Origin of the sequence: Micromonospora maris AB-18-032 (genome assembly GCF_000204155.1) — a bacterium.
Taxonomy (GTDB): domain Bacteria; phylum Actinomycetota; class Actinomycetes; order Mycobacteriales; family Micromonosporaceae; genus Micromonospora; species Micromonospora gifhornensis.
The window spans coordinates 3526797-3546560 of the sequence record NC_015434.1 but is presented as its reverse complement, the minus strand read 5'-3'; the positions used below and the strand labels follow the sequence as shown (position 1 = coordinate 3546560).

The 19764-nt window shown below is 72.5% G+C and carries 19 protein-coding genes; 12 read left to right on the top strand and 7 right to left on the bottom strand.

Annotated elements, in window-relative coordinates; translation table 11 throughout:
- Nucleotides 1–51 precede the first annotated feature (51 nt).
- A complete protein-coding gene (locus VAB18032_RS30115) occupies nucleotides 52–468 on the bottom strand; it encodes a DUF6069 family protein (RefSeq protein ID WP_013733856.1) in 417 nt (138 codons plus the stop codon).
- Between the two features lie 97 nt (nucleotides 469–565).
- Nucleotides 566–1069, bottom strand: a complete 504-nt coding sequence (locus VAB18032_RS15735) for a CGNR zinc finger domain-containing protein (protein WP_013733855.1) — start codon at nucleotides 1067–1069, stop codon at nucleotides 566–568.
- 104 nt (nucleotides 1070–1173) lie between these two features.
- Here VAB18032_RS15735 and VAB18032_RS15730 point away from each other — a divergent pair, with 104 nt between their 5' ends.
- On the top strand, nucleotides 1174–2046 hold the full coding sequence (locus tag VAB18032_RS15730; protein ID WP_013733854.1) for an alpha/beta fold hydrolase: 873 nt from the start codon (nucleotides 1174–1176) through the stop codon (nucleotides 2044–2046).
- Nucleotides 2047–2055: 9 nt separating this feature from the next.
- Here VAB18032_RS15730 and VAB18032_RS15725 read toward each other — a convergent pair whose 3' ends face one another.
- A complete protein-coding gene (locus tag VAB18032_RS15725; RefSeq protein WP_013733853.1) occupies nucleotides 2056–2526 on the bottom strand; it encodes a MarR family winged helix-turn-helix transcriptional regulator in 471 nt (156 codons plus the stop codon).
- Nucleotides 2527–2611: 85 nt separating this feature from the next.
- On the opposite strand from VAB18032_RS15725, the gene VAB18032_RS15720 reads away from it, so the two are divergent.
- The 4 genes from VAB18032_RS15720 to VAB18032_RS15705 all read left to right on the top strand — a co-directional run bounded on the left by VAB18032_RS15720 (nucleotide 2612) and on the right by VAB18032_RS15705 (nucleotide 6629).
- Nucleotides 2612–4162 carry an ArnT family glycosyltransferase gene (locus VAB18032_RS15720; RefSeq protein ID WP_013733852.1) on the top strand — a complete coding sequence of 517 codons (1551 nt, stop codon included), beginning with the start codon at nucleotides 2612–2614 and terminating at the stop codon, nucleotides 4160–4162.
- Between the two features lie 55 nt (nucleotides 4163–4217).
- Nucleotides 4218–5000, top strand: coding sequence for an FkbM family methyltransferase (locus VAB18032_RS15715; protein ID WP_013733851.1), 783 nt, complete (start codon nucleotides 4218–4220; stop codon nucleotides 4998–5000).
- A gap of 69 nt (nucleotides 5001–5069) precedes the next feature.
- Nucleotides 5070–5537: an HNH endonuclease gene (locus VAB18032_RS15710; RefSeq protein ID WP_013733850.1), complete on the top strand. Its 468-nt coding sequence runs from the start codon at nucleotides 5070–5072 to the stop codon at nucleotides 5535–5537.
- A 378-nt stretch (nucleotides 5538–5915) separates the two neighbouring features.
- Nucleotides 5916–6629 carry a VOC family protein gene (locus VAB18032_RS15705; protein WP_013733849.1) on the top strand — a complete coding sequence of 238 codons (714 nt, stop codon included), beginning with the start codon at nucleotides 5916–5918 and terminating at the stop codon, nucleotides 6627–6629.
- 31 nt (nucleotides 6630–6660) lie between these two features.
- Here VAB18032_RS15705 and VAB18032_RS15700 read toward each other — a convergent pair whose 3' ends face one another.
- Nucleotides 6661–7593 (bottom strand): LysR family transcriptional regulator, encoded by a 933-nt coding sequence (locus tag VAB18032_RS15700; protein ID WP_013733848.1) that lies wholly within the window; start codon nucleotides 7591–7593, stop codon nucleotides 6661–6663.
- A gap of 83 nt (nucleotides 7594–7676) precedes the next feature.
- On the opposite strand from VAB18032_RS15700, the gene VAB18032_RS15695 reads away from it, so the two are divergent.
- On the top strand, nucleotides 7677–8633 hold the full coding sequence (locus VAB18032_RS15695; protein ID WP_013733847.1) for a DMT family transporter: 957 nt from the start codon (nucleotides 7677–7679) through the stop codon (nucleotides 8631–8633).
- Nucleotides 8634–8637: 4 nt separating this feature from the next.
- Here VAB18032_RS15695 and VAB18032_RS15690 read toward each other — a convergent pair whose 3' ends face one another.
- Entirely contained in the window at nucleotides 8638–9105 is a 468-nt protein-coding gene (locus VAB18032_RS15690) for a DnaJ family domain-containing protein (RefSeq protein ID WP_013733846.1), read from the bottom strand.
- A 144-nt stretch (nucleotides 9106–9249) separates the two neighbouring features.
- Between VAB18032_RS15690 and VAB18032_RS15685 the strand changes: the two genes are divergently transcribed.
- Complete coding sequence (locus VAB18032_RS15685) at nucleotides 9250–9900, top strand: LysE family translocator (protein WP_043720878.1); 651 nt, start codon at nucleotides 9250–9252, stop codon at nucleotides 9898–9900.
- A gap of 3 nt (nucleotides 9901–9903) precedes the next feature.
- Here VAB18032_RS15685 and VAB18032_RS15680 read toward each other — a convergent pair whose 3' ends face one another.
- Entirely contained in the window at nucleotides 9904–11901 is a 1998-nt protein-coding gene (locus VAB18032_RS15680; RefSeq protein WP_043720875.1) for a beta-galactosidase, read from the bottom strand.
- 375 nt (nucleotides 11902–12276) lie between these two features.
- On the opposite strand from VAB18032_RS15680, the gene VAB18032_RS15675 reads away from it, so the two are divergent.
- From VAB18032_RS15675 to VAB18032_RS15655, 5 genes are all read left to right on the top strand, one after another.
- A complete protein-coding gene (locus VAB18032_RS15675; protein WP_043724454.1) occupies nucleotides 12277–13494 on the top strand; it encodes an ROK family transcriptional regulator in 1218 nt (405 codons plus the stop codon).
- A 270-nt stretch (nucleotides 13495–13764) separates the two neighbouring features.
- Nucleotides 13765–16209 (top strand): glycoside hydrolase family 3 C-terminal domain-containing protein, encoded by a 2445-nt coding sequence (locus VAB18032_RS15670; protein ID WP_013733842.1) that lies wholly within the window; start codon nucleotides 13765–13767, stop codon nucleotides 16207–16209.
- Nucleotides 16206–17243 carry a LacI family DNA-binding transcriptional regulator gene (locus VAB18032_RS15665; RefSeq protein WP_232510813.1) on the top strand — a complete coding sequence of 346 codons (1038 nt, stop codon included), beginning with the start codon at nucleotides 16206–16208 and terminating at the stop codon, nucleotides 17241–17243. The genes VAB18032_RS15670 and VAB18032_RS15665 overlap by 4 nt, the downstream gene beginning before the upstream one ends.
- A 12-nt stretch (nucleotides 17244–17255) precedes the next feature.
- Complete coding sequence (locus VAB18032_RS15660) at nucleotides 17256–18476, top strand: coiled-coil domain-containing protein (protein WP_013733840.1); 1221 nt, start codon at nucleotides 17256–17258, stop codon at nucleotides 18474–18476.
- Between the two features lie 282 nt (nucleotides 18477–18758).
- Nucleotides 18759–19100: an RNA polymerase-binding protein RbpA gene (locus tag VAB18032_RS15655; protein ID WP_007070998.1), complete on the top strand. Its 342-nt coding sequence runs from the start codon at nucleotides 18759–18761 to the stop codon at nucleotides 19098–19100.
- Between the two features lie 60 nt (nucleotides 19101–19160).
- On the opposite strand, the gene VAB18032_RS15650 is transcribed toward VAB18032_RS15655, so the two are convergent.
- Complete coding sequence (locus VAB18032_RS15650) at nucleotides 19161–19709, bottom strand: FxsA family protein (protein ID WP_013733839.1); 549 nt, start codon at nucleotides 19707–19709, stop codon at nucleotides 19161–19163.
- Nucleotides 19710–19764: the final 55 nt, after the last annotated feature.

The window sequence follows — 19764 nt, the reverse complement described above, 5'->3', positions numbered from 1 at the left end:
AACTTCACCTACGTGTTTAACGCGCTCGCCGCTCGTCGTCAAGTCGAGTTTTCAGTGGTCGTTCTCGGGTAGCTGGCTGACCAGGACGACCGGCACCGTCAGGTGCATCGCCCCCAGGGCGATCTTGGCGCCGGCGGTGGCGTCGACCTGGAGCAGAGGCGCGAACGACAGCAGCGTGGCCGCCACCACGAGACTGAACCAGATGGTGGTGGCGGATCGTCCGGTGAATCGCTCCAGCAGGGCCAGTGCCGCCCAGCCCAGCAGGGCTGCTGCGAGGGAGACGACGACGACCGGAACGAGGTTGACGACCATCACGGCCTGACCAGGGCTGCGTACCGCGTAGTCGGCGCCGCCGAACGCCCCGACCAACCAGATCGCGACACAGGCGGCAACGGCCGCCAGGATGCCGAGGGATCGGCGGCGCAGGGACGCGGTGGTGCTGACGGATGGCGCGGTGGTGCTGCTCATGGGCCACTCCTTGGTTGGGTACCTGCACAGTGACCGTATCAGATGATCTCGCGCGGGACGATCTGTTTCGAGATCAAGCAGGCGTACGAAGCGCCGGTCAGGTCGCCGGTTTGTGGCGGGTGCGTTCCTGGTGGCGGCGGGCCTTCAAGCGGTTGCCGCAGGTCTTCATCGAGCACCAGCGGGCGGTGTTGGCGCGGCTGCGGTCCAGGTGGAACAGGCGGCACTCGTCATTGCCGCAGGGGCGCAGTCGACCGGGGCGGCGTGTCTGCACGTCGTACCAGGTGAGCACCAACTCCACCGCGAGCATCCGTTCGGGCGGCCCGTACAACCGCCAGCGCAGGGTCGACCCGTCGACCTCGGGCACCTGCTGGACGCCGGTGAGGATCCGCCGCAGGTCCGCCTCCGGCACCGGGCCGCGGGTGGCGACCTGAAGCACGTCCCTGGCCGTACGCAGCCACTCGATCGCCGGCGCGTCGTCGGCACCGCCGTGCTCGCGCGCCCACTGCCGCAGTGCGTCCTCGTCGGCCCACCGGTCCTGCGGTCGGCCGTCCACCACCGGAGTGCTGTTCAGTGCCTCCAGCAGCGCCTCTTCGTCGATCATCCACCCACCCGGTCGGCTAACCCTCTTGATTGCCTTGACAGGTTACCCCGACATCCGGTCCACTGGGCACAGGTAACCATCAAAGGCATTCGAGAGGGTTAGCCATGGTCGAGGTTCGTCACCGGTACGCCACCGTGCGAGGGCACCGCATCTTCTACCGCGAGGCAGGGCCCCACGGCGCGCCGACGCTGCTGCTCCTGCACGGCTTCCCCACCAGCTCACGGATGTTCCGCCAGCTGATCCCGCGCCTCGCCGACCGGTTCCACGTCATCGCCCCCGACCACCTCGGCTTCGGCCACTCCGACACCCCGCCCGCCGACACGTTCACCTACACCTTCGACGCGCTCGCCGACCTCACCGAGGCGCTGCTGACCGACCTCGGCATCACCCGCTACGCCATCTACGTGCAGGACTACGGCGCGCCCGTCGGATGGCGGCTCGCGCTGCGCACCCCGGCGGCCGTCACCGCCGTGATCAGCCAGAACGGCAACGCGTACGACGACGGCTTCGTCCCGCAGTTCTGGGCACCCGTGTGGGCGTACGCCAAGAACCCGGGACCGGACACGGAGCCCGCGGTCCGCGAGGCGCTCAGCCTCGACGCGATCCGCTGGCAGTACCTGCACGGCGTGGACCGGCCCGAACTGGTCGACCCCGACACCTGGACGTCCGACCATCGCGACATCAGCCGCCCTGGCAACGACCTGGCCCAGCTCGCCCTCTTCCGCGACTACGCCACCAACCCGCCCCTGTACCCGCGGCTGCACGCGTACTTCCGGCAGAGCCAGGTGCCGCTGCTGGCCGTGTGGGGCGCCGAGGACCTCATCTTCGGCCCGGACGGCGCACGCGCATTCACCCGGGATCTACCGGCGGCCGAGATACGCCTGGTGCCCGGAGGCGGTCACTTCCTGCTCGAAAGTCACCTCGACACCGCAGCCGCTCACATCCGGGACTTCCTGACCCGGACGGTGCTGACCTGAGACTCGCCGCTAACAGACCGAGCCGGCCGGCCCGCAGGCGTTGACCCGGGACAGCCGCCCGCCCACCAGCCGCTGCACCGCGCTGAGGAACACCTCACGCTCGCTGTCCGGCAACGCGGCGAGCACGTCCTGTTCCAGCCCGGCGGCGATCTCCTGAGCCTGGTCGAGCACCTGCTCGCCCTGCGTGGTCACCTCCACCAGCCGGGCCCGTCGGTCGGTCGGCGACGGGACCCGGCGGGCCAGGCCGGCGGCCTCAAGGTGATCCAGGGTCACCACCATTGTCGTCTTGTCCACCCCGCACAGTTCACCGAGCTGCCGCTGGGTGAGGCCGCCGGCCCGGGCCCGGGCCAGCACGCAGTGGTCCCGAGGAGTGATGCCGAGCTCGGCCAGGCCCACGGCGTGCTCCGCGCGCAGGGCGTGGCTGGCCCAACTGAGCAGAAACATCAAGTCCGACGGGCGCCCCGGCGACGGGATGGTCATGCCCTGAGGTTAACAACATATTCCGAACCGGGATCGTTGCCTCGATCACGGACCGGGTACCCGTCGACGGCCGATCTGACCGACAATGGGTGCCGTGACGCGGTCGACGGCACCCGAGACCGACCTCGGCCAGCCCCGACGGCCGGGCCCACCCGCTCCGGGCCCCCGGTCCGGTGGCCCGTGGCTGGTCGCCGCGGCGGTCACGATCCTGCTGCTGATCATGGCGCCCCGTTACGGCTACCACCGCGACGAGCTGTATTTCCTGCTCGCCGGGCGCCACCTCGACTGGGGGTACGTGGACCAGGGGCCGCTGGTGCCCGCCCTGGCCCGGCTGGTCGACACGATCGCGCCGGACAGCCTGCTCGCCCTGCGTACGCCGTCTGCGCTGCTGGCCGGTGCGGCGGTGCTGATGGTCGCCGCGATCGCCCGGCAGTTCGGTGCCGGGCGCGGCGCGCAGACGCTCGCCGCGGCCCTCGGCGGCGCGTCGGGCATCACGCTGGCCAGCGGTCACCTGCTCAGCACCACCACCGTCGACCTGGTGATCTGGCTCGCCGCCGCGCTGTGCACGGTCCGGCTGCTGCGTACCGCCGACAGCCGGTGGGCGCTGGCCGTCGGCGCGGTCGTCGGCATCGGCATGCTCAACAAGCTGCTGCCCGCGCTGCTGGCCGTCGGTCTGCTCGCGGGCCTGGCGATCGCCGGACCACGCCGGCTGCTGCGCGACCGCACCGTGCTCCTCGCCGCCGGGATCTTCGCGCTGCTCGCCGCGCCGACCCTGCTCTGGCAGGCGACCCACGGATTTCCCCAGCTCGGGGTCGCCGCCACCATCTCCGGCGGGGACAGCTCCTACAGCGGTCGGCTCGACGCGGCCATCCTCCAGTTCCTGATCATCAGCCCGTTCGTCGTACCGATCTGGTCGATCGGGCTGTTCGTGCTGGTGCGCCGTCCGGCATGGCGCAGGTACCGGTCGCTGGGCTGGGCGTGGCTGGTCGTCGTCGGTGTCGTGCTGCTCGCCGGCGGCAAGGGCTACTACCCCGCCCCGCTGCTGCTGGTGCTGACCGCCGCCGGTGCGGTCGTGGCCGCCCAGTGGGCGCAGCACGGCCGGGCCCGCGTGCGCCGGGTGTTGCTGGCGGCCGTCGTGGTGCTCACCGCCGCCAGTAACACGGTGCTGCTGCTACCGGCGTTGCCGGTCGACCGGCTGCCCGGCTTCGTGGTCGCCGTCAACTACGACACCGGCGAGACCATCGGCTGGCCGGCGTTCACCGACTCCCTCGCCGCCGTGCACCGCCGGCTACCGGCCGACGAGCAGGCCCGGGCGGTGATCCTCACCGGCAACTACGGCGAGGCCGGCGCGGTGGCCCGGTACGGCCCGCAACGCGGCCTGCCCGCCGCCTACTCCGGGCACAACAGCATGGCCGACTTCGGCCGGCCACCGGAGGACGCCGACGTGGTGATCGCCGTCGGCTGGCAACAACCACAGCAACTGCGTACGTGGTTCACCGAGGTGACCCTGGCCGGCCGGGTGGACCAGCGGGTGGCGGTGGACAACGACGAGAACGGCGGGCCGATCTGGCTGTGCCGGGGCCTGCGCCGCCCGTGGGCCGACATCTGGGCCACCGAGGTACGCCACAGCGGGTGACCGTGGCATCAACGAAGCGCCATGGCCGATGGTGTGCACGGGTTAAGGTGCGGCGATGAGCTTCCAGTCTGCCGCGGTCGAGGCGCTCAAGGCCGATCCGGCCACCGCTGCACTGCACCGCTCCCTCGAGGTCTACTACGGCGACCCGGAGCGCGACGCGGCGATGGACGCCTTCTACGCCCGCTTCGTACGCCCCGGCGACCTGGTGTTCGACATCGGCTCGCACGTGGGCGACCACATCGGCAGCTTCCGCCGCCTCGGCGCCCGGGTGATCGCCGTGGAACCGCAACCGCTGTGCCTGCGCGCGTTGCGCGCCATCTACGCCGACGACGACCAGGTCACCCTGGTGGCGGCGGCGTGCGGGGCGCAACCGGGTCGGATCGGCTTCCTGGTCAACTCCGCCAACCCGACCGTCTCCACCGCCTCCGGTGACTTCGTCGCCGCCGCGGCCGGCGCCGGCGGCTGGGAGGACCAGGTCTGGGACGGCCAGATCGAGGTACCCGTCACCACCGTCGACGCGTTGATCGCCGAGCACGGCACCCCGACCTTCACCAAAATCGACGTGGAAGGATTCGAGGACGCGGTGCTCGCCGGTCTGAGTCGACCGCTGCCGGCGCTGTCGTTCGAGTTCACCACGATCGGACGGTCGGTGGCGCTGCGCTGCCTGGACCGGCTGGCCGCCCTCGGCTTCGGCGGCTTCGACGTGGCCCTCGGCGACACCAAGGCGCTGACCCTCGGCCGTTGGGTCGACGCCGCCGAGATGGCCACCCATCTGCTCGCGCTGCCGCACGAGACCAACTCCGGCGACGTCTACTGCGTCCCGTCAACCAACCGGTAGAGGTGTGCTGGTGCCGTGCGTCGCGTGCTACGACGGCACCCTGTCGGCGGCGGGCCATAGCATGAACCGATGCTGTCCCAGATCACCGGGCTGTCGCGGCACTTCACCGAGGAGACTCTGCGGGCATACCTGCTGAGCCGCTCCACGCGTGCCGACAACGGATGTCTCGTCGTGCGTGGCTATGGCCCTCAGCGCGGCGTGTATCAGAAGCTGGCCGGTCGGGCCTGGGCGCACATCGCCGCGTACGTGGTTTTCGTCGGCGGCTACGACCCCACCTTCGAGGTCCACCACGACTGCGGTACCCCGGACTGCATCGAGCCCCGCCATCTGCGTCAGCTCAGCCACGCGGACAACTGCCGGGAACGTGCCCAACGTCCGCGGTGCCGCAACGGCCATGAGCGGGAAACCGATCCCGTGACGGGCCGGCTGCGGCGGCTCTGCCGGGCCTGCAACCGACAGGCACAGCAGCGGTGGCGCGAGCGTCAAGCCGCGACGGTCGCCGACGCCCGCGCCACGTACGGACGCCAGCCGTCCTGATTGCCGGCCGCTGATCCTCGGTCGACGCCACGACTACACCAGCCCAACTACTTACGCACAATAACAGTCATTATGATGCACGCACGATATGCCCACTTTGTGACGGTGAATTACCGGATTGCTGAGTAAAGTAATCCGGTAATTCGAAGTGGGGTGGTTCCGCCGTCGGAGATCGGCTCGCCCGTGGTTCCAGCGGGGTGCTGTGTCAGAAGCAATCAACGGCGCTGTCCGGCTGAAGCCGCACGCCGCGATGAGTTGCCGGCAGGGATTGCCGCGAGCCAGGCGCAGCTCGCGTCGCATCGCCCGTTCGGCCGTCCGTGGCTGACGATCGGACATTTCCATGTGCGTGTGCCCCGAGGCGACGGCTACGAAGGACGAATGACAAACGAGGTGACCATCCCCCTGCTGCCCTGCCCGTCGATCGACGACATCGTCGCCTTCTACTCGGTGCTCGGGTTCCACACCACGTACAAGCAGCGCAAACCCAACCCTGCCGTGGGGTTGCAACGGGAAGACCTGAACCTGCAGTTCTTCGAGATCCCGGGGTTCGATCCGGCGCAGTCCTACGGCTCGTGCATCGTGCTGACCTCGGACACGGGGCAGCTGTACCGGGCATTCGCGGCGGGCATGCGCGCCGCGTACGGCAAGGTGCTGGTCTCCGGGACGCCACGGATGACCCGACCCCGGGCGCGGAAGAACGCCGACGGGCTGAGCGGCTTCAGCGTCATCGATCCCGGCGGCAACTGGATCCGCGTCTTCCAGAACACCCCGGCCTCCCCCGCCCCGGCGTCGACCGGGCGGCTGGGCAAGGCGATGGCGAACGCCGTCGTGCAGGCCGACTCCCGAGGGGACGCCCGACAGGCGGCCCGGATTCTCGACAGCGCACTGGCCCGTCCCGAGCCGGATGACGACCCGGTCGCGGTGGTGGAGGTGCTCGTCTACCGCGCCGAGGTGGCGATGGCCCTGGACGATCCGGCCACGGCGGCCGAGATGCTGGCCCGCGTCGATCGTGTCGCGTTGAGCGCGGACGACGCCACACGGGCTGCTGCCGCGTACGAGGCCGCTGCGGACCTTGAGGCAGCGCTGTCCTAGGTAGCACGCGCGGGCCGAAACTGCGCGGCCGTCAGCGTTCGGCGGACGCCGGCGAGTTGAGGCCGATCCGGTGCACCTGGTCCGTCAGGGCCGCCAGGAAGGTGGTGAGCGCGGGAGCGGCCGGGGTGTCCCGGGTGGCGGCGACCAGGCGGCGTTTGAGGGCGGTCTCGGCGATGTCGCGGATCGCGAGGGCGGGATCATCGCCGGGCAGGGTGAGGGCGGGCATCAGGGACACGGCGGCACCGGCGCGGACGAGTTCGAGTTGCACGTCGGCGTCGCTGGCCCGGTGTCGCAGGTCGGGTTCGTAGCCGCCGAGGGCGCGGCAGGTGCCGACGACCATGGCGTGGTGGCCGGTGCCCTCGGCGGAGGCGGCCCAGACCTCCGAGCGCAGGTCGGCGACCGCGACGGGCCCGCCGGTACGGGCGAGTGGATGCGCGGCGGGCAGCACGATCTTCAGCGGTTCTTCGAGCAGGAGCGTGAAGCGTAGTCCGGCCGGCCGGGGGCGCGGGTGGCCGTCGTACTCGTCGCCGATGACCACGTCGACCGCACCCAGCCGCAGGCTGGGCAGGGCCTGTTCGAGTTCCAGCTCGAAGATCTCCACCTGGATCTGCGGGTGGTCAGCCCGCAGGCGTACCAGGGCGGGCACGAGCAGGCGTCGGGCCGCCGACTGCAGGCCGCCGGCGCGTACGGTGCCGCGGATGTCGCCGCTGAGGGCGGCCAGGTCGGCCGCTGCCGTCTCGGCCGCCGACAGCAGCACCCGGGCGTGCTGCGCCAGCAGACGTCCGGCGTCGGTGAGTCGCACACCTCGTCCGGCCTTGGTGAGCAGCGGGGCGCCGACCTCCCGTTCCAGCAGCGTGAGCTGCTGGGAGACCGTGGACGGGCTGTAGCCCAGCGCGGCGGCGACGGCGGCGAGGGTGCCGCGTTCCTCGAACTCCCGCAGGAACCGCAGCCGCCGCAGGTCCATGTCGATCATTCGGAAATGCTAAAGAGTCAGCTGCGGGAATCGTCGCTGGACCCGAGGGGTCAGCGTCCAAGATCATTGCACGCATGGGTGCAGCACTGTGTCTTCTCTCCGCGGCCTGCTTCGGCGCGATGGCGATCTTCGGAAAGCTCGCGTACGACGCCGGGGTGTCACCCGGGGCGTTGCTGCTGGTGCGCTTCAGCCTGGCCGCCGTCCTGCTGGGGATGGTCCTGCTGGTGCGACCGGGGCTGCGCCACGCCGGTGCGCGCACGGTCGGCGCGGCCGGGCGGGCGCCGATGAGGCGGGGGCGGGTGCTGGCCGTCGCCGTCGGCCTGGGCGCCGTCGGGTACGCCACGCAGGCGAGTCTGTTCTTCTCCGCGTTGCAACGGATGGACGCCTCGCTGCTGGCCCTGATCCTCTACACCTACCCGGTCATGGTGACCGTGGTGGCGGTGGCGCTCGGTCGGGACCGGCTCAGCCCCGCGCGCGGGGCGGCGCTCGTGGCCGCCTCGGCGGGCACCCTGCTGGTGCTGCTCGGTGCCGGCGGGGTGAGCTTCCACCCGGTCGGGGCGTTGCTGGCGTTCGCCTCCGCGGTCACCTACACCGTCTACATCCTGGTCGCCGACACGGTGGTGCACCGGTTGGCCCCGGCGGTCCTGTCGGTGCTGGTGCTGACCGGTGCCGCCGGCACGCTCGGCGTTCGTGCCCTGCTCACCGGCGGCGTCGACCTCGGCTTCGGGCCGTCGGGATGGTTCTGGCTGGCCTGCATCGCCGTGGTCTCCACCGTGGTGGCGATGCTCACGTTCTTCGCCGGGCTCAAACGCACCGGCCCGTCGACGGCGGCGATCCTGTCCACCTTCGAGCCGGTGGTCACCGCCGCACTGGCCACCCTCGTTCTCGGCGAGTCCCTGACCCCGGTGCAGCTCCTCGGCGGCGTGCTGGTGCTCTCCTCCGTCGCCGTCCTGCAACTGCGCCGGACCCGCCGTCAGGGCCCGGCACCCGAGCGTGATCGGCCCGTTGTGACAGCGGGAGTCGGGTCGTAGGCGGTCAGCCGGCGCGGCGGCGGCGGAACCAGGTACGCCGGGGCGGCGTCGGTGCCTCGGCGACAGCGGCCGGCGACGCGGTGCGGGTGGCTCGGCGATCGGCCTGCCAGCGCCGCACCACCGCGTCGGCGTTCACCGGTCGCACCACCACCTTCGGGCCGGATGGATTACGCAGCCACGCGATGATCTCTTCGTTCAAAGCGGCGACGCAGGCCCGTACGGACTGCTCGGTGGGCAGGTCACGAACCTCGTCGGGCAGCTGTTCGATGCGGCGGCGCAGCAGCAGCGGGGTGGGTAGCAGCAGGTCGGTGGGCACCTGCTCGCGTTCCATGAAGCTCTTGATCCACCAGGACTCGTCGTAGGGCAGGCCACGGCCGGGAATCGGCTTGCCCGCACCGGGCAGGTTGTCGAACTCGCCCCGTTCCTGGGCCGAGCGGATCTGCGCTTCGACCGACGCCTGCCAGCTGTCCATTCCGCGACTCCCCCCACCTCACGGTAACGCGACCACGGGTACCCGATGCACAGCGTCATCGTGTCCGTCGGCATTCCGCGAGTCGTCCGTCGCGCCGAACGACAGCGGCGCTAGGCTCCCCGACGAAGACGGGGGTGTACGACGATGGTGAGTACTGCCGGAATTGTCGGAATCGCGCTTGTCGCTCTGGGGCTGGTGCTGACGCCGGGGCCGAACATGGTCTACCTGGTGTCGCGGTCGGTGACCCAGGGGCGGCGCGCCGGGTTGATCTCGCTGCTCGGGGTGGCGGCCGGTTTCGCGGTCTACCTGGCCGCCGCGGTGGCCGGCATCGCCACGGTGTTCGTGCTGGTGCCGGCGCTGTACACGGCGGTGAAGGTGGCCGGTGCGGGATACCTGCTGTGGCTGGCGTGGCAGGCGGTGCGTCCGGGTGGGCATTCGCCGTTCACCCCGACGCCGCTGCCGGCCGATCCGAACCGCCGACTGTTCACCATGGGCCTGGTCACCAACCTGCTCAACCCCAAGATCGCAATCCTGTACGTGTCGTTGCTGCCCCAGTTCATCGACCCGAGCCGGGGTGCGGTGGCGGTGCAGAGCCTGCTGCTCGGGTCGACCCAGATCGCGGTGGCGTTGACGGTGAACGGGCTGATCGTGCTCACCGCCGGCAGCATCGCCGGGTTCCTCGGTCGACGGCCGCTGTGGCTGCGCGCGCAGCGGCTGGTGATGGGTACGGTGCTGGCGGCACTGGCCGTACGCATCGCCGCCGACCGTTCGCACGCCGCGGTGGCCGCGCCCTGACCTTCAGTGTTCGCGCAGCACGGCGACGCCGCCGGGCGGCAACTGCACCGCCTCGTCGACCGCGGTCGCGGTGAGCAGGTCGGTGCCGCGGGCCGGAACCCGTTGCGGGGTGTCGGTGTGGTTGAACAGGAACAGCCAACTGCCATGCGCAGCACGGCGGCGGACCGCCTCGACGCCGGCCGGTGCGTCCGGGCACACCGGGGTGAGGCCGGCCGACCGGGCCGCCTCGTCGAGCAGGCGGCGATAGGTGGCGTCGTCGGGTCGGGTGGAGACGTACCAGGCGGTCCCGGAGCCGGCCCGGTGCCGGGTGATCGCCGGCTGGCCGTCGAGGACCCCACCGGCGTACGCGGTGATCACCTGCGCGCCGGTGGGCCGTAGCGTCTCGGCCCAGATCCGCCCGGTCCCGCCGTCGCTCAGCCGCACCTGGTCGTCGGCGGCGAGCGGATGGAACTCCTCGACCCGCACGCCGAGCAGGTCGCGTAGCGCGCCCGGGTAGCCGCCGAGTCGCACCCGGGCGTGTTCGTCGGCGACCCCGCTGAGGTACGTGGCCAGCAGGTGTCCCCCGCCGGTGACGTACTCGCCGACCCACTGGGCGGTGTCGTCGTCGGTCAGGTAGAGGGCGGGCAGGACGAGCAGCCGGTACCCGGTGAGCGGGTCACCGGGCAGCACGATGTCGCAGCCGTAGCCGGCGTGCCAGAGGGCGCGATGGGCGGCGGCGGTCTCCTGCTGGTGATCGAGCCGGTCCGAGGGCATACCCGGGTGGCGCAGCGCCCACCCGCTCGCCGCGTCCACCGCCAACGCCACACCGGCCTCGACCTGCCCGTCGACCTCGGCGAGTCGGTGCAGGGCGGTGCCGAGGTCGGTCGCCTCGCGGAAGACCCGGCTGTCCGGGCCGGCGTGTGGCACCAGCGCCGAGTGGAATCGTTCGGCGCCGCCGGTGGGGGCCCGCCACTGGAAGAACATCGCCCCCTGCGAGCCGCGGGCGACGTGGGCGAGGCTGTGTCGGATCATGCGGCCGGGTTCCTTGGTGTGCGCCCGACCGGTGGTGTGGATCTGCTGGGGGGCGCTTTCCATCAGCAGCCAGGTCGACGTCGGGTCGCCGTGGTGGCGGCTGCCGTGCCGGGCCCAGCCTCGGGCCAGGTCACCGACCAGGGCGGTCTGTTCCTCGGCGCCGATGTCGACCGCCGACGGGTAGTGGTCGACGGCGACCACGTCCACCTCGCCGGCCCAGCGGGCGTGGTCGACCGGCACCCAGTCGCCGAGCACGTAGTTGGTGGTGACCGGGATGCTCGGGTTGGCGGCGCGCAGCAGGTCGCGTTGTTCGCGGTACGCGGCCAGCAGGGTGTCCGACCAGAAGCGACGGAAGTCGAGCAGCTGGCCGGGGTTGGCCAGGTACTGGGTGGCGCGGGGGGTGCTGATCTGCGTCCAGTCGCTGTAGTGCTGGCTCCAGAAGCTGGTGACCCAGGCGTCGTTGAGGGCGGCGAGGTCGCCGTGCCGGTCGGCCAGCCAGCGGCGGAACGCGCGGGCGGTGTGTTCGCAGTGGCAGATGGTGCCGTACTCGTTGTGCACGCGCCACAGCGCCAGGGCCGGGTGGTGGGCGTACCGGTCGGCGAGGGCGCCGGCGATGCCCCGCGCGGCCGTACGGTAGGCGGGCGCGGCGGCGCAGTAGGTGTCCCGGCTGCCGTGGTGCAGGCGTACGCCGTCGGCGGTGACCGGCAGGGCGCCCGGGTGGGCCGCGGAGAACCACGGCGGCGGGGAGGCCGTCGGGGTGGCCAGGGCGACGCGGATGCCGCCGGCGTGCAGCAGGTCGAGCACCTCGTCGAGCCAGTCGAAGGTGTACCGGCCGGGGGCCGGTTCCAGGCGGGACCAGGCGAACACGCCGACGGTGACCAGGTTGACCCCGGCCCGGCGCATCAACGCGACGTCCTCGGCCCACACCGACGCCGGCCACTGTTCCGGGTTGTAGTCCCCGCCGAAGCAGAGTCGGCCGTCGTTGAACATGCCACCCACCCGCCCATTTAGTTTGAGATCCGTCTAAACTAGGGATGGACTCTGCCCATGTCAAACCCCGACCGATACTTTCGGCGGCCGGTCATGCGTTGACAGTTCGTTGGAAAGTTAAAGAAACTGTCGGCACTGCCCGAGGTGGGTCGGGCCCACGGTCGGAGCCGTCCGGAACCGGCGCAGCGGAAGGGAGTTTGCCGCCTCCGACGCCCCGACTAGCATTAGTTGGGTTTCCAATCCAATAGACCGATCGACGGTGATCCGTCCCCAGGACAGGCAAGTGCCAGCGCGGCCGGCGGCGTGCCCGGCCCGCCACGGCCGTACGCGATGATGGACGCACGCCGTGACACCGGCGCAGGGAGCGGGCAGATCGTGATCAGCATCCACAGCGAGCCGCAGCCGACCGACCTCGGTGACGTGCGGGTCGCCAACCGGGCGGTCGTACTGCGACACGTCCGTCTGCACGCCCCGTGTTCCCGGGCCGACATCGCCGCGCACACGGGCCTGAACAAGGCCACCGTCTCCAGCCTGGTGGCCGAGCTGATCGATCAACGGCTGATCCGCGAGACCGGGCTGACCGAGAACCGGGTCGGCCGCCCGGCGACGATGCTCGTGCTCGACGGCGAGCCGTACGCCGCCCTGGGCCTGCAGATCGGCGCCGACGAACTCGTCGCGGTCGCCATCGACCTGGCCGGCAATCGCCTGCTGACCTGGCGGCGGGCCTTCGCCGCCGGCACGGCCTCCCCCACCGAGACGCTCCGGGCGCTGGCCGCGCTGGCCCGTCGGGCGATCGGCCGGGTCGGCGCGCAGGGCCGCACGGTGCTGGGTCTCACCGTCGGCGTGCCCGGGCTGGTCGACTCGGCCGGCACGGTGCCGGTGGCCACCGCCCTCGGCTGGCGGGAGGTGCCCGTCGCCGCCGAACTGCGCGCCGCGCTGCGGGAACCGGCCTTCACCGTCGGCGTCGACACCGTCGCCAACCTCGCCGCCATCGCCGAGCAGCGGCACGGCGCGCACGCCGGCACCGCCGACCTGGTGCACCTGACCGGCGGCATCGCCGTCGGCGCGGGCATCATCGCCGACGGCCGGCTGCTGCGCGGCGGGCGTGGCTTCGCCGGCGAGATCGGCCACCTGTGCCTCGACCCGACCGGCCCGCAGTGCTTCTGCGGCGGCCGGGGCTGCCTGAGCGCCCTGGTCGGCCTGCCCGCGGTGGTCCGCCGGCTGCTGCCCGACGTCGAGGCCGACGGCCCGGTCACCGACTACCTGCCGGAGTTGCAGCGGATCGTGGCGCTGGCCCGGCAGGACGACCCGGCCGTGCTCAGCGGGCTGGCCGAGACCGGCCGGCACCTCGGGCAGGGGGTGGCGGTCCTGGTCGACCTGCTCAACCCGGAGGCGGTGGTGGTGGGCGACCACCTCGCCACCCTGGCTCCCTGGCTGCTGCCCGCGGCCCGGTCCGGGCTTGCCACCCGCGCCCACGCACCCGGCGCCGGCGGCTGCCGGCTGGACGCCTCCATCCTGGACACCGCGGCGGCCCTGGGTGGCGCCACCGCCGCCCTGGCCGCCGTCGAGGCAGGACGCCTGCCCGGGCGCTGATTCCGGCGACACCGACCGACCCGGGTGATCGACGGATCACCGCGTCCGACCCTGCGCCGAGTCTTGACCGGACCCGTGCCGGGTGCCAACCTCGAAGCGAGCCGCTCCGCTCGGGCACCCGGGGCGGCTTGCTTTCCACGGTTTGTCGAAGCGCTTCACCAGCGTCCGGGCCGACGACCGTCATCCCACCCTGACCTGCGATGCCGCTCGGCCATCGGTCGTCGAAGCGCTTCGACTCTCGGCGTGCCGGGCACTGGAAGGCGAACCACCATGACCGACCGCAGTACGCCCCCGCACCAGACACGCGTCGACGACCTGGTCGCCGCGCTGACCCTGCCGGAGAAGATCGGCCTGCTGCACCAGTGGCAGGCGCCGGTGCCCCGGCTCGGCCTGCCCGGCTTCCGCACCGGTACGGAGGCGCTGCACGGTGTCGCCTGGCTCGGCCCGGCCACCGTCTTTCCCCAGGTGATCGGCCTGGCCAGCAGCTGGAACCCGGAACTGGTGCGGGCCGTCGGCGTCGCCGTCGGCGAGGAGGTACGCGCCAAGCACCACGCCGACCCGCAGCGCGTCGGCCTCAACGTGTGGGCGCCGGTGGTCAACCCGCTGCGGGATCCCCGCTGGGGACGCAACGAGGAAGGCTGGTCCGAGGATCCGTGGCTGACCGGCACGCTGGCCACCGCGTACGCCCACGGGCTGCGCGGTGACCATCCGCAGCGGCTGCGGACCGCCCCCACGGTCAAACACTTCCTCGCCTACAACAACGAGACCGACCGGGCCACCACCTCCAGCGACCTGCCGCCCCGGGTGCTGCACGAATACGAACTGCCCGCCTTCCGGGCCCCCATCGCCGCCGGCGCGGCGGTCGCCGCGATGGCCTCCTACAACCTGGTCGACGGGGTGCCGGCGCACCTGAGCCCGCTGATCGAGGCCGAGTTACGTCGTTGGGCGCCGGGCGAGGTGCTTGTCGTCGGCGACGCGGGCGCGGTGAGCAACCTCGCCGGGGTGCAACGGCACCTGCCCGACCACGTCAGCGGATTCGCCGCCGCCCTGCGGGCCGGCGTCGACAGCTTCACCGAGGACGACACCGACAGCGCCCCCACCCGGCAACGCCTGACCGAGGCGCTGCGTCGAGGACTGATCAGCGTGGCCGACGTCGACCGGGCGGTACGCCGCATCCTCACCCTCCGCTGCCGCCTGGGTGATCTGGACCCACCGGAGACCGACCCGTACGTCACCGGCACCGACGTGATCGACTGCCCGGCGCATCGGCGGCTGGCCCGGGAAGCCGCCCGCCAGTCGGTGGTGCTGCTGCGCAACGACGGCCTGCTGCCCCTGGCCGCGCCGCCGCGCATCGCCGTGCTCGGCCCGCTGGCCGACACCGTGTACGAGGACTGGTACAGCGGCACCCTGCCGTACGCGGTGACCCTGCACGACGCGCTGACCGCGCGGCTGCCGCAGGTCAGCACCCATGCCGGCGCCGACCGGATCGCGCTGCGGGTGGCCGGACGCTACGTCGGCTGCCCGGACGACGCCGACGGTGGCCCGCTGACCGTCGACGTCGAACCGGCCTGGTTCGACGTGTTCGACTGGGGACGGGACACGGTGGCGTTGCGGGCCGTCGGCAACGGTCGACACGTCGGCGTCGACGACGACGGCGTGTTGGTCAACGACCGACCGGGGCCGGGCGGCTGGGTGGTGCGGGAGACCTTCCAGTTCGATCCGCTGCCCGCCGGCACGGTGCTGCTGCGGCACCTGGCCACCGACCGGTACGTCACCGTCGACGCCGACGGGCGGCTGCGGGTCGACGGCGACGGACCGCAGGCCGCCACCGCGTTCGTGATCGAACTCGGTGTCGACGGGGCCGCCGAGGCCGCCGCGCTGGCCACCGACGCCGACGTGGCGGTGGTGGCGCTGGGCAACCATCCGATGGTCAACGGACGGGAGACCGAGGATCGGGTCGACCTGGCCCTGCCGGCCCGCCAGGAGGCGCTGCTGCGGGCCGTGTACGCCGCCAACCCACGCACCGTGCTGGTGGTGACCAGCAGCTACCCGTACGCGATCGGCTGGGCCGAGCAGCACCTGCCGGCGGTGCTGTGGTCCGCGCACGGTGGACAGGAACACGGCAACGCCCTGGCCGACGTGCTGCTCGGCGACGCCGAACCGGCCGGCCGGCTCACCCAGACCTGGTACGCCGACACCGCCGAACTGCCCGACCTGCTCGACTACGACGTGATCGGCGCCGACTTCACCTACCTGTACCACCGGGGTGAGCCGCTGTTCCCGTTCGGACACGGCCTGTCCTACACCGACTTCGACTACACCAACCTGCGCCTGAGCGCGACGGCGGTGCCGGCCGGTGCGGAGGTCGAGGTGAGCGTGGACGTCACCAACACCGGCGAGCGGGTCGGCGAGGAGGTGGTGCAGCTCTACACCCGGCAGCGTCGCTCCCGGGTCAAGCAGCCGTTGCGTCAGCTGCGGGACTTCGCCCGGGTGACGGTGGCGCCCGGCGAGTGCCGCACGGTCACCCTGCGGCTGCGCACCGCGGAGCTGAGCTGGTGGGACGCCGACCAGGGCCGCCTGGTGGTGGAGGACGCCACCCACAGTGTGCTGGTGGGCCGCTCCGCGACCGACGTCCGGCTCACCGGCACCGTGGCCGTACGCGGTGAGACGCTGCCGTGTGCGTCGCGGCTGTCCAGCACGAGCGGGGCGCGGTGAGCGGGCGCGGACGGGTGGCGTCCGGGCAGCCGACCATCGCCGACGTGGCCCGCCACGCGGGTGTGGCGGTGAGCACCGTGTCGTACGTGCTCAGCGGCAAACGGGCCATCTCCGAGGTGACCCGCAGCCGGGTGCTGTCCAGCATCCGGGTGCTCGGCTACCACCCGAACGCCGGGGCGAGGGCGTTGGCCAGCCGCCGGTCCAACGTGATCGCGTTGGTGCTGCCGCTGCGCTCGGGCATCCAGGTGCCGGTGGTGATGCAGTTCGCCACCGCCGTGGTGACCTCGGCCCGCCGCCACGACCACGACGTGCTGCTGCTCACCTCCGACGAGGGCCCGGAAGGGCTGCGCCGCATCGCCGCCGGTGCCCTGGTCGACGGGGTGCTGGTGATGGACGTGGAGTTGCACGACGTACGGGTGCCGTTGCTGCGGCAGCTGGGCCGACCCAGCGTCCTGATCGGGCTGCCCGCCGACACCAGCGAGCTGACCTGTGTGGACCTGGACTTCCACCGGGCCGGGCAGTTGTGCGTGGAGCATCTGGCGGGCCTCGGTCACCGACGGATCGCCCTGCTCGGCGCTCCGGGGGCCGTCTACGACCGGGGCACCGGGTTCGCCCACCGTACCCGCGCCGGGGTGATCGAGGCGGCGGCCCGCCACGGTGTCGACGCGGTGACCATGCCCTGCGAGGAGAACGCCGCCGACGTCCACCACCGGGTGGCCGGGCTGTTCGCCCGCCACCCGGACATCTCCGCGTTGATCGTGCAGAACGAGGCGGCGGTCGCACCGATGCAGGCGGCCCTGGCCGCGTCGGGTCGCCGGGTGCCCGACGACGTGTCGGTGGTGGCGGTCTGCCCCGACCAGTTCGCCGACCATGCCAGTCCCCGGTTGACCTGTGTGCCGGTGCCCGCCGAGGAGATCGGCCGGCAGGCGGTGTCGCTGGTGATGGGCAAACTCCGCGACGAGCCGGTGCCGGAGGTCACACTGCTGCCGCCACGGTTGACTGTGCGCGACAGCACCGCCCGCCCCGGCCACTAGACTGCCCGTTCGATGGACGCCGAGCCCGCCACCGACACCCGCCCCTGCGCCCACTGCGGTGCCGACGTGCCGCAACGGGCCGGCGCGGGCCGACCCTTCCGCTACTGCCGGGACAACGACGGCGCCTGCCAGCGCGCCTCCCGCAACAGCCGGATGCGTCACCGCAACGCCCCCGGCCTGCCCGGTCAGGTGGCCCGCACCTGGGAGGCGGTGGACCGACTCGACCAGATCGTGCAGACGTTGACCGAGGCCCTGCACGCCGAACTGTCCCCGGCCGGGGTGGAACGGCAGCTGGCGCAGATACGGGCGGAGACGGCCGGTGCGGTCGCCGCGGCGCAGACCGAACGCGACGAGGCGGTGCGGGCGGCCGAGGACGCCGCGGCCCGGGCCGAGCGGGACCGCCGGCAGGCGCAGGCCGCCACCGCCGAACGCGATGCGGCCCGCGTCGACGCCGACCGGGCCGCGCAGCAGGCGGCGGCCGCCGATGCGCGGGCCGAGCAGGCGCAGACCGACCGGGACGAGGCCCGTCGGGCCGCGGTCGCCGCCGAGGCGCTGCGCGCGCAGGCGCAGACCGACCTGGACGACGTCCGCGCACAGGTGGCGGCCACCCGCACCGACCTGGACGCCGAGCGACGTCGCACCGCCACGCTGGTCGCCGAACGTGACACCGCCCGCGCCGAGGCGCACCGCGCCGACCGGGTCGCCGCGGAGGCCACGGCACGCATCGAGGCGCTGCACGCCGAGGTGGAGCAGGTCCGCAGGCAGGAACAGCAGGTGCGGGCCGAACTGGCCCAGGCCCGTACCGACGCCGAGCAGGCGACCACGCGGCTGGCCGCCGTTCGCGTCGACCTCGACCAGGCGCAGCAGGCCCGGGCGCAGGCCGAGGCGGACCGGCAGCGGGCCCAGGCCACGGCCCGGCAGGTCGGGGGCGACCTGGCCGCGGCGATCGCCGACACCGATTCGCTGCGCGTCGATCTGGCCGCCGCCGTCGCCCTCGCCGACACCCTGCGCGCCGACCTGGCCGCCGCCGTCGCCCTCGCCGACACCCTGCGCGCCGACCTGGCCGCCGTACGGGAGGCGGCAGCGGCCGCCGACAGCCGCATCGGCGAGCTGACGCAGCGGCTGCGGGTGGCCGAGAGCGACCGCGACGATGCCCGGGAGCGGGTCGCCCAGCTCGCCGGTCAGGTCGCCGAGCTGGCCACCGCGCTGACCCGGCGCGCCCCCACCGGCTAGCCACGCAGCCCCTCGCGCGCCCGGTCGGGGAGGGTTTCGGGGTGAAGGTGGCGAGGCGCTACGCCGGTGCGGTGGGGCGGCGGGCTAGGATTTGCGCTGACGGCGGCGATGGGCCGCACGACCCGGCCGGGGCGGACCCCGCCGGGCACATGCCGTGGCCGGTTACCCTTGACCGTGCACCCGCGGGTAGCGGGCCGTCGAGGCGTGGCTGTGGGGAATGGCCCGGCGACGGCGGACCGTTACACCGACAGGACCAGCACCACCGAAGAGGGGAAGTCGATCATGGGCGAGCGCATGCTGCGCGGTAGCCGACTGGGCGCGGTCAGCTACGAATCCGATCGCAACACGGAGCTCGCGCCGCGGCAGACCCGCGAGTACCTGTGCGCCAAGGGCCACCAGTTCGAGGTTCCGTTCGCCGTCGACGCCGAGGTGCCCACCACCTGGGAATGCAAGTTCGACGGCAGCGTGGCCCGGCTGGTCGACGGCACCGAGCCGGAGCAGAAGAAGGCCAAGCCGCCGCGTACCCACTGGGACATGCTTTTGGAGCGGCGTTCGATCGCCGAACTGGAGGACATCCTCGCCGAGCGGCTTCAGGAGGTACGCACCCGCCGCGGTCGCGCCTGACCCGTCCGACAAGCGACGCCCCCGGGAGATCCACTCCCGGGGGCGTCGTTCGTTGTCTCGTCAGCGTGGCTCGACGATCTCACCTTCGATGGCCTGACCGTTGTCGACCACGGGCGCGACCGGCGGGGGCGGTGCGGCGGGACCGGTGGGCTCCGGTCGGCCCGCCTCGCCCGGTTGCGGCGCACCCCGGTACACCCGCACCCGACGCGGCCCGAACAGGTCACCGGCGGTCATCGACGACACCCGACGCTCGGCGGCCCGCTGCATCCCGCCGCGCGCCACCTTCCGCACCGGCGGCACCAGCAACACCACCCCCACCAGGCCACTGACCAGGCCCGGGGTCGCCAGCAGCAACGCGCCGAGCAACCCCACCAGCCCGTCGGTCACCTGCCGTCCCGGCGGCCGACCGGACTGCGCGGCCTCCCGGAAGCCCCGCCAGGCGCGGATGCCTTCCCGCCGCAGCAGCACCATGCCGAGCAGCGACGCCGCGAACACCAGCAGGGTCGCCGCGCCGAAGCCGATCGCCCGGCCCACCAGCACGAACACGGCCAGCTCCGCGACCACGGACACCAGCAGGGCCAACGGTACGAACCGCAGTGACCGGCGCATATCACCCCATCCGCCGCATGGCGTGTCAACGTACGCGGCTGGCCGGTGCGGCGCA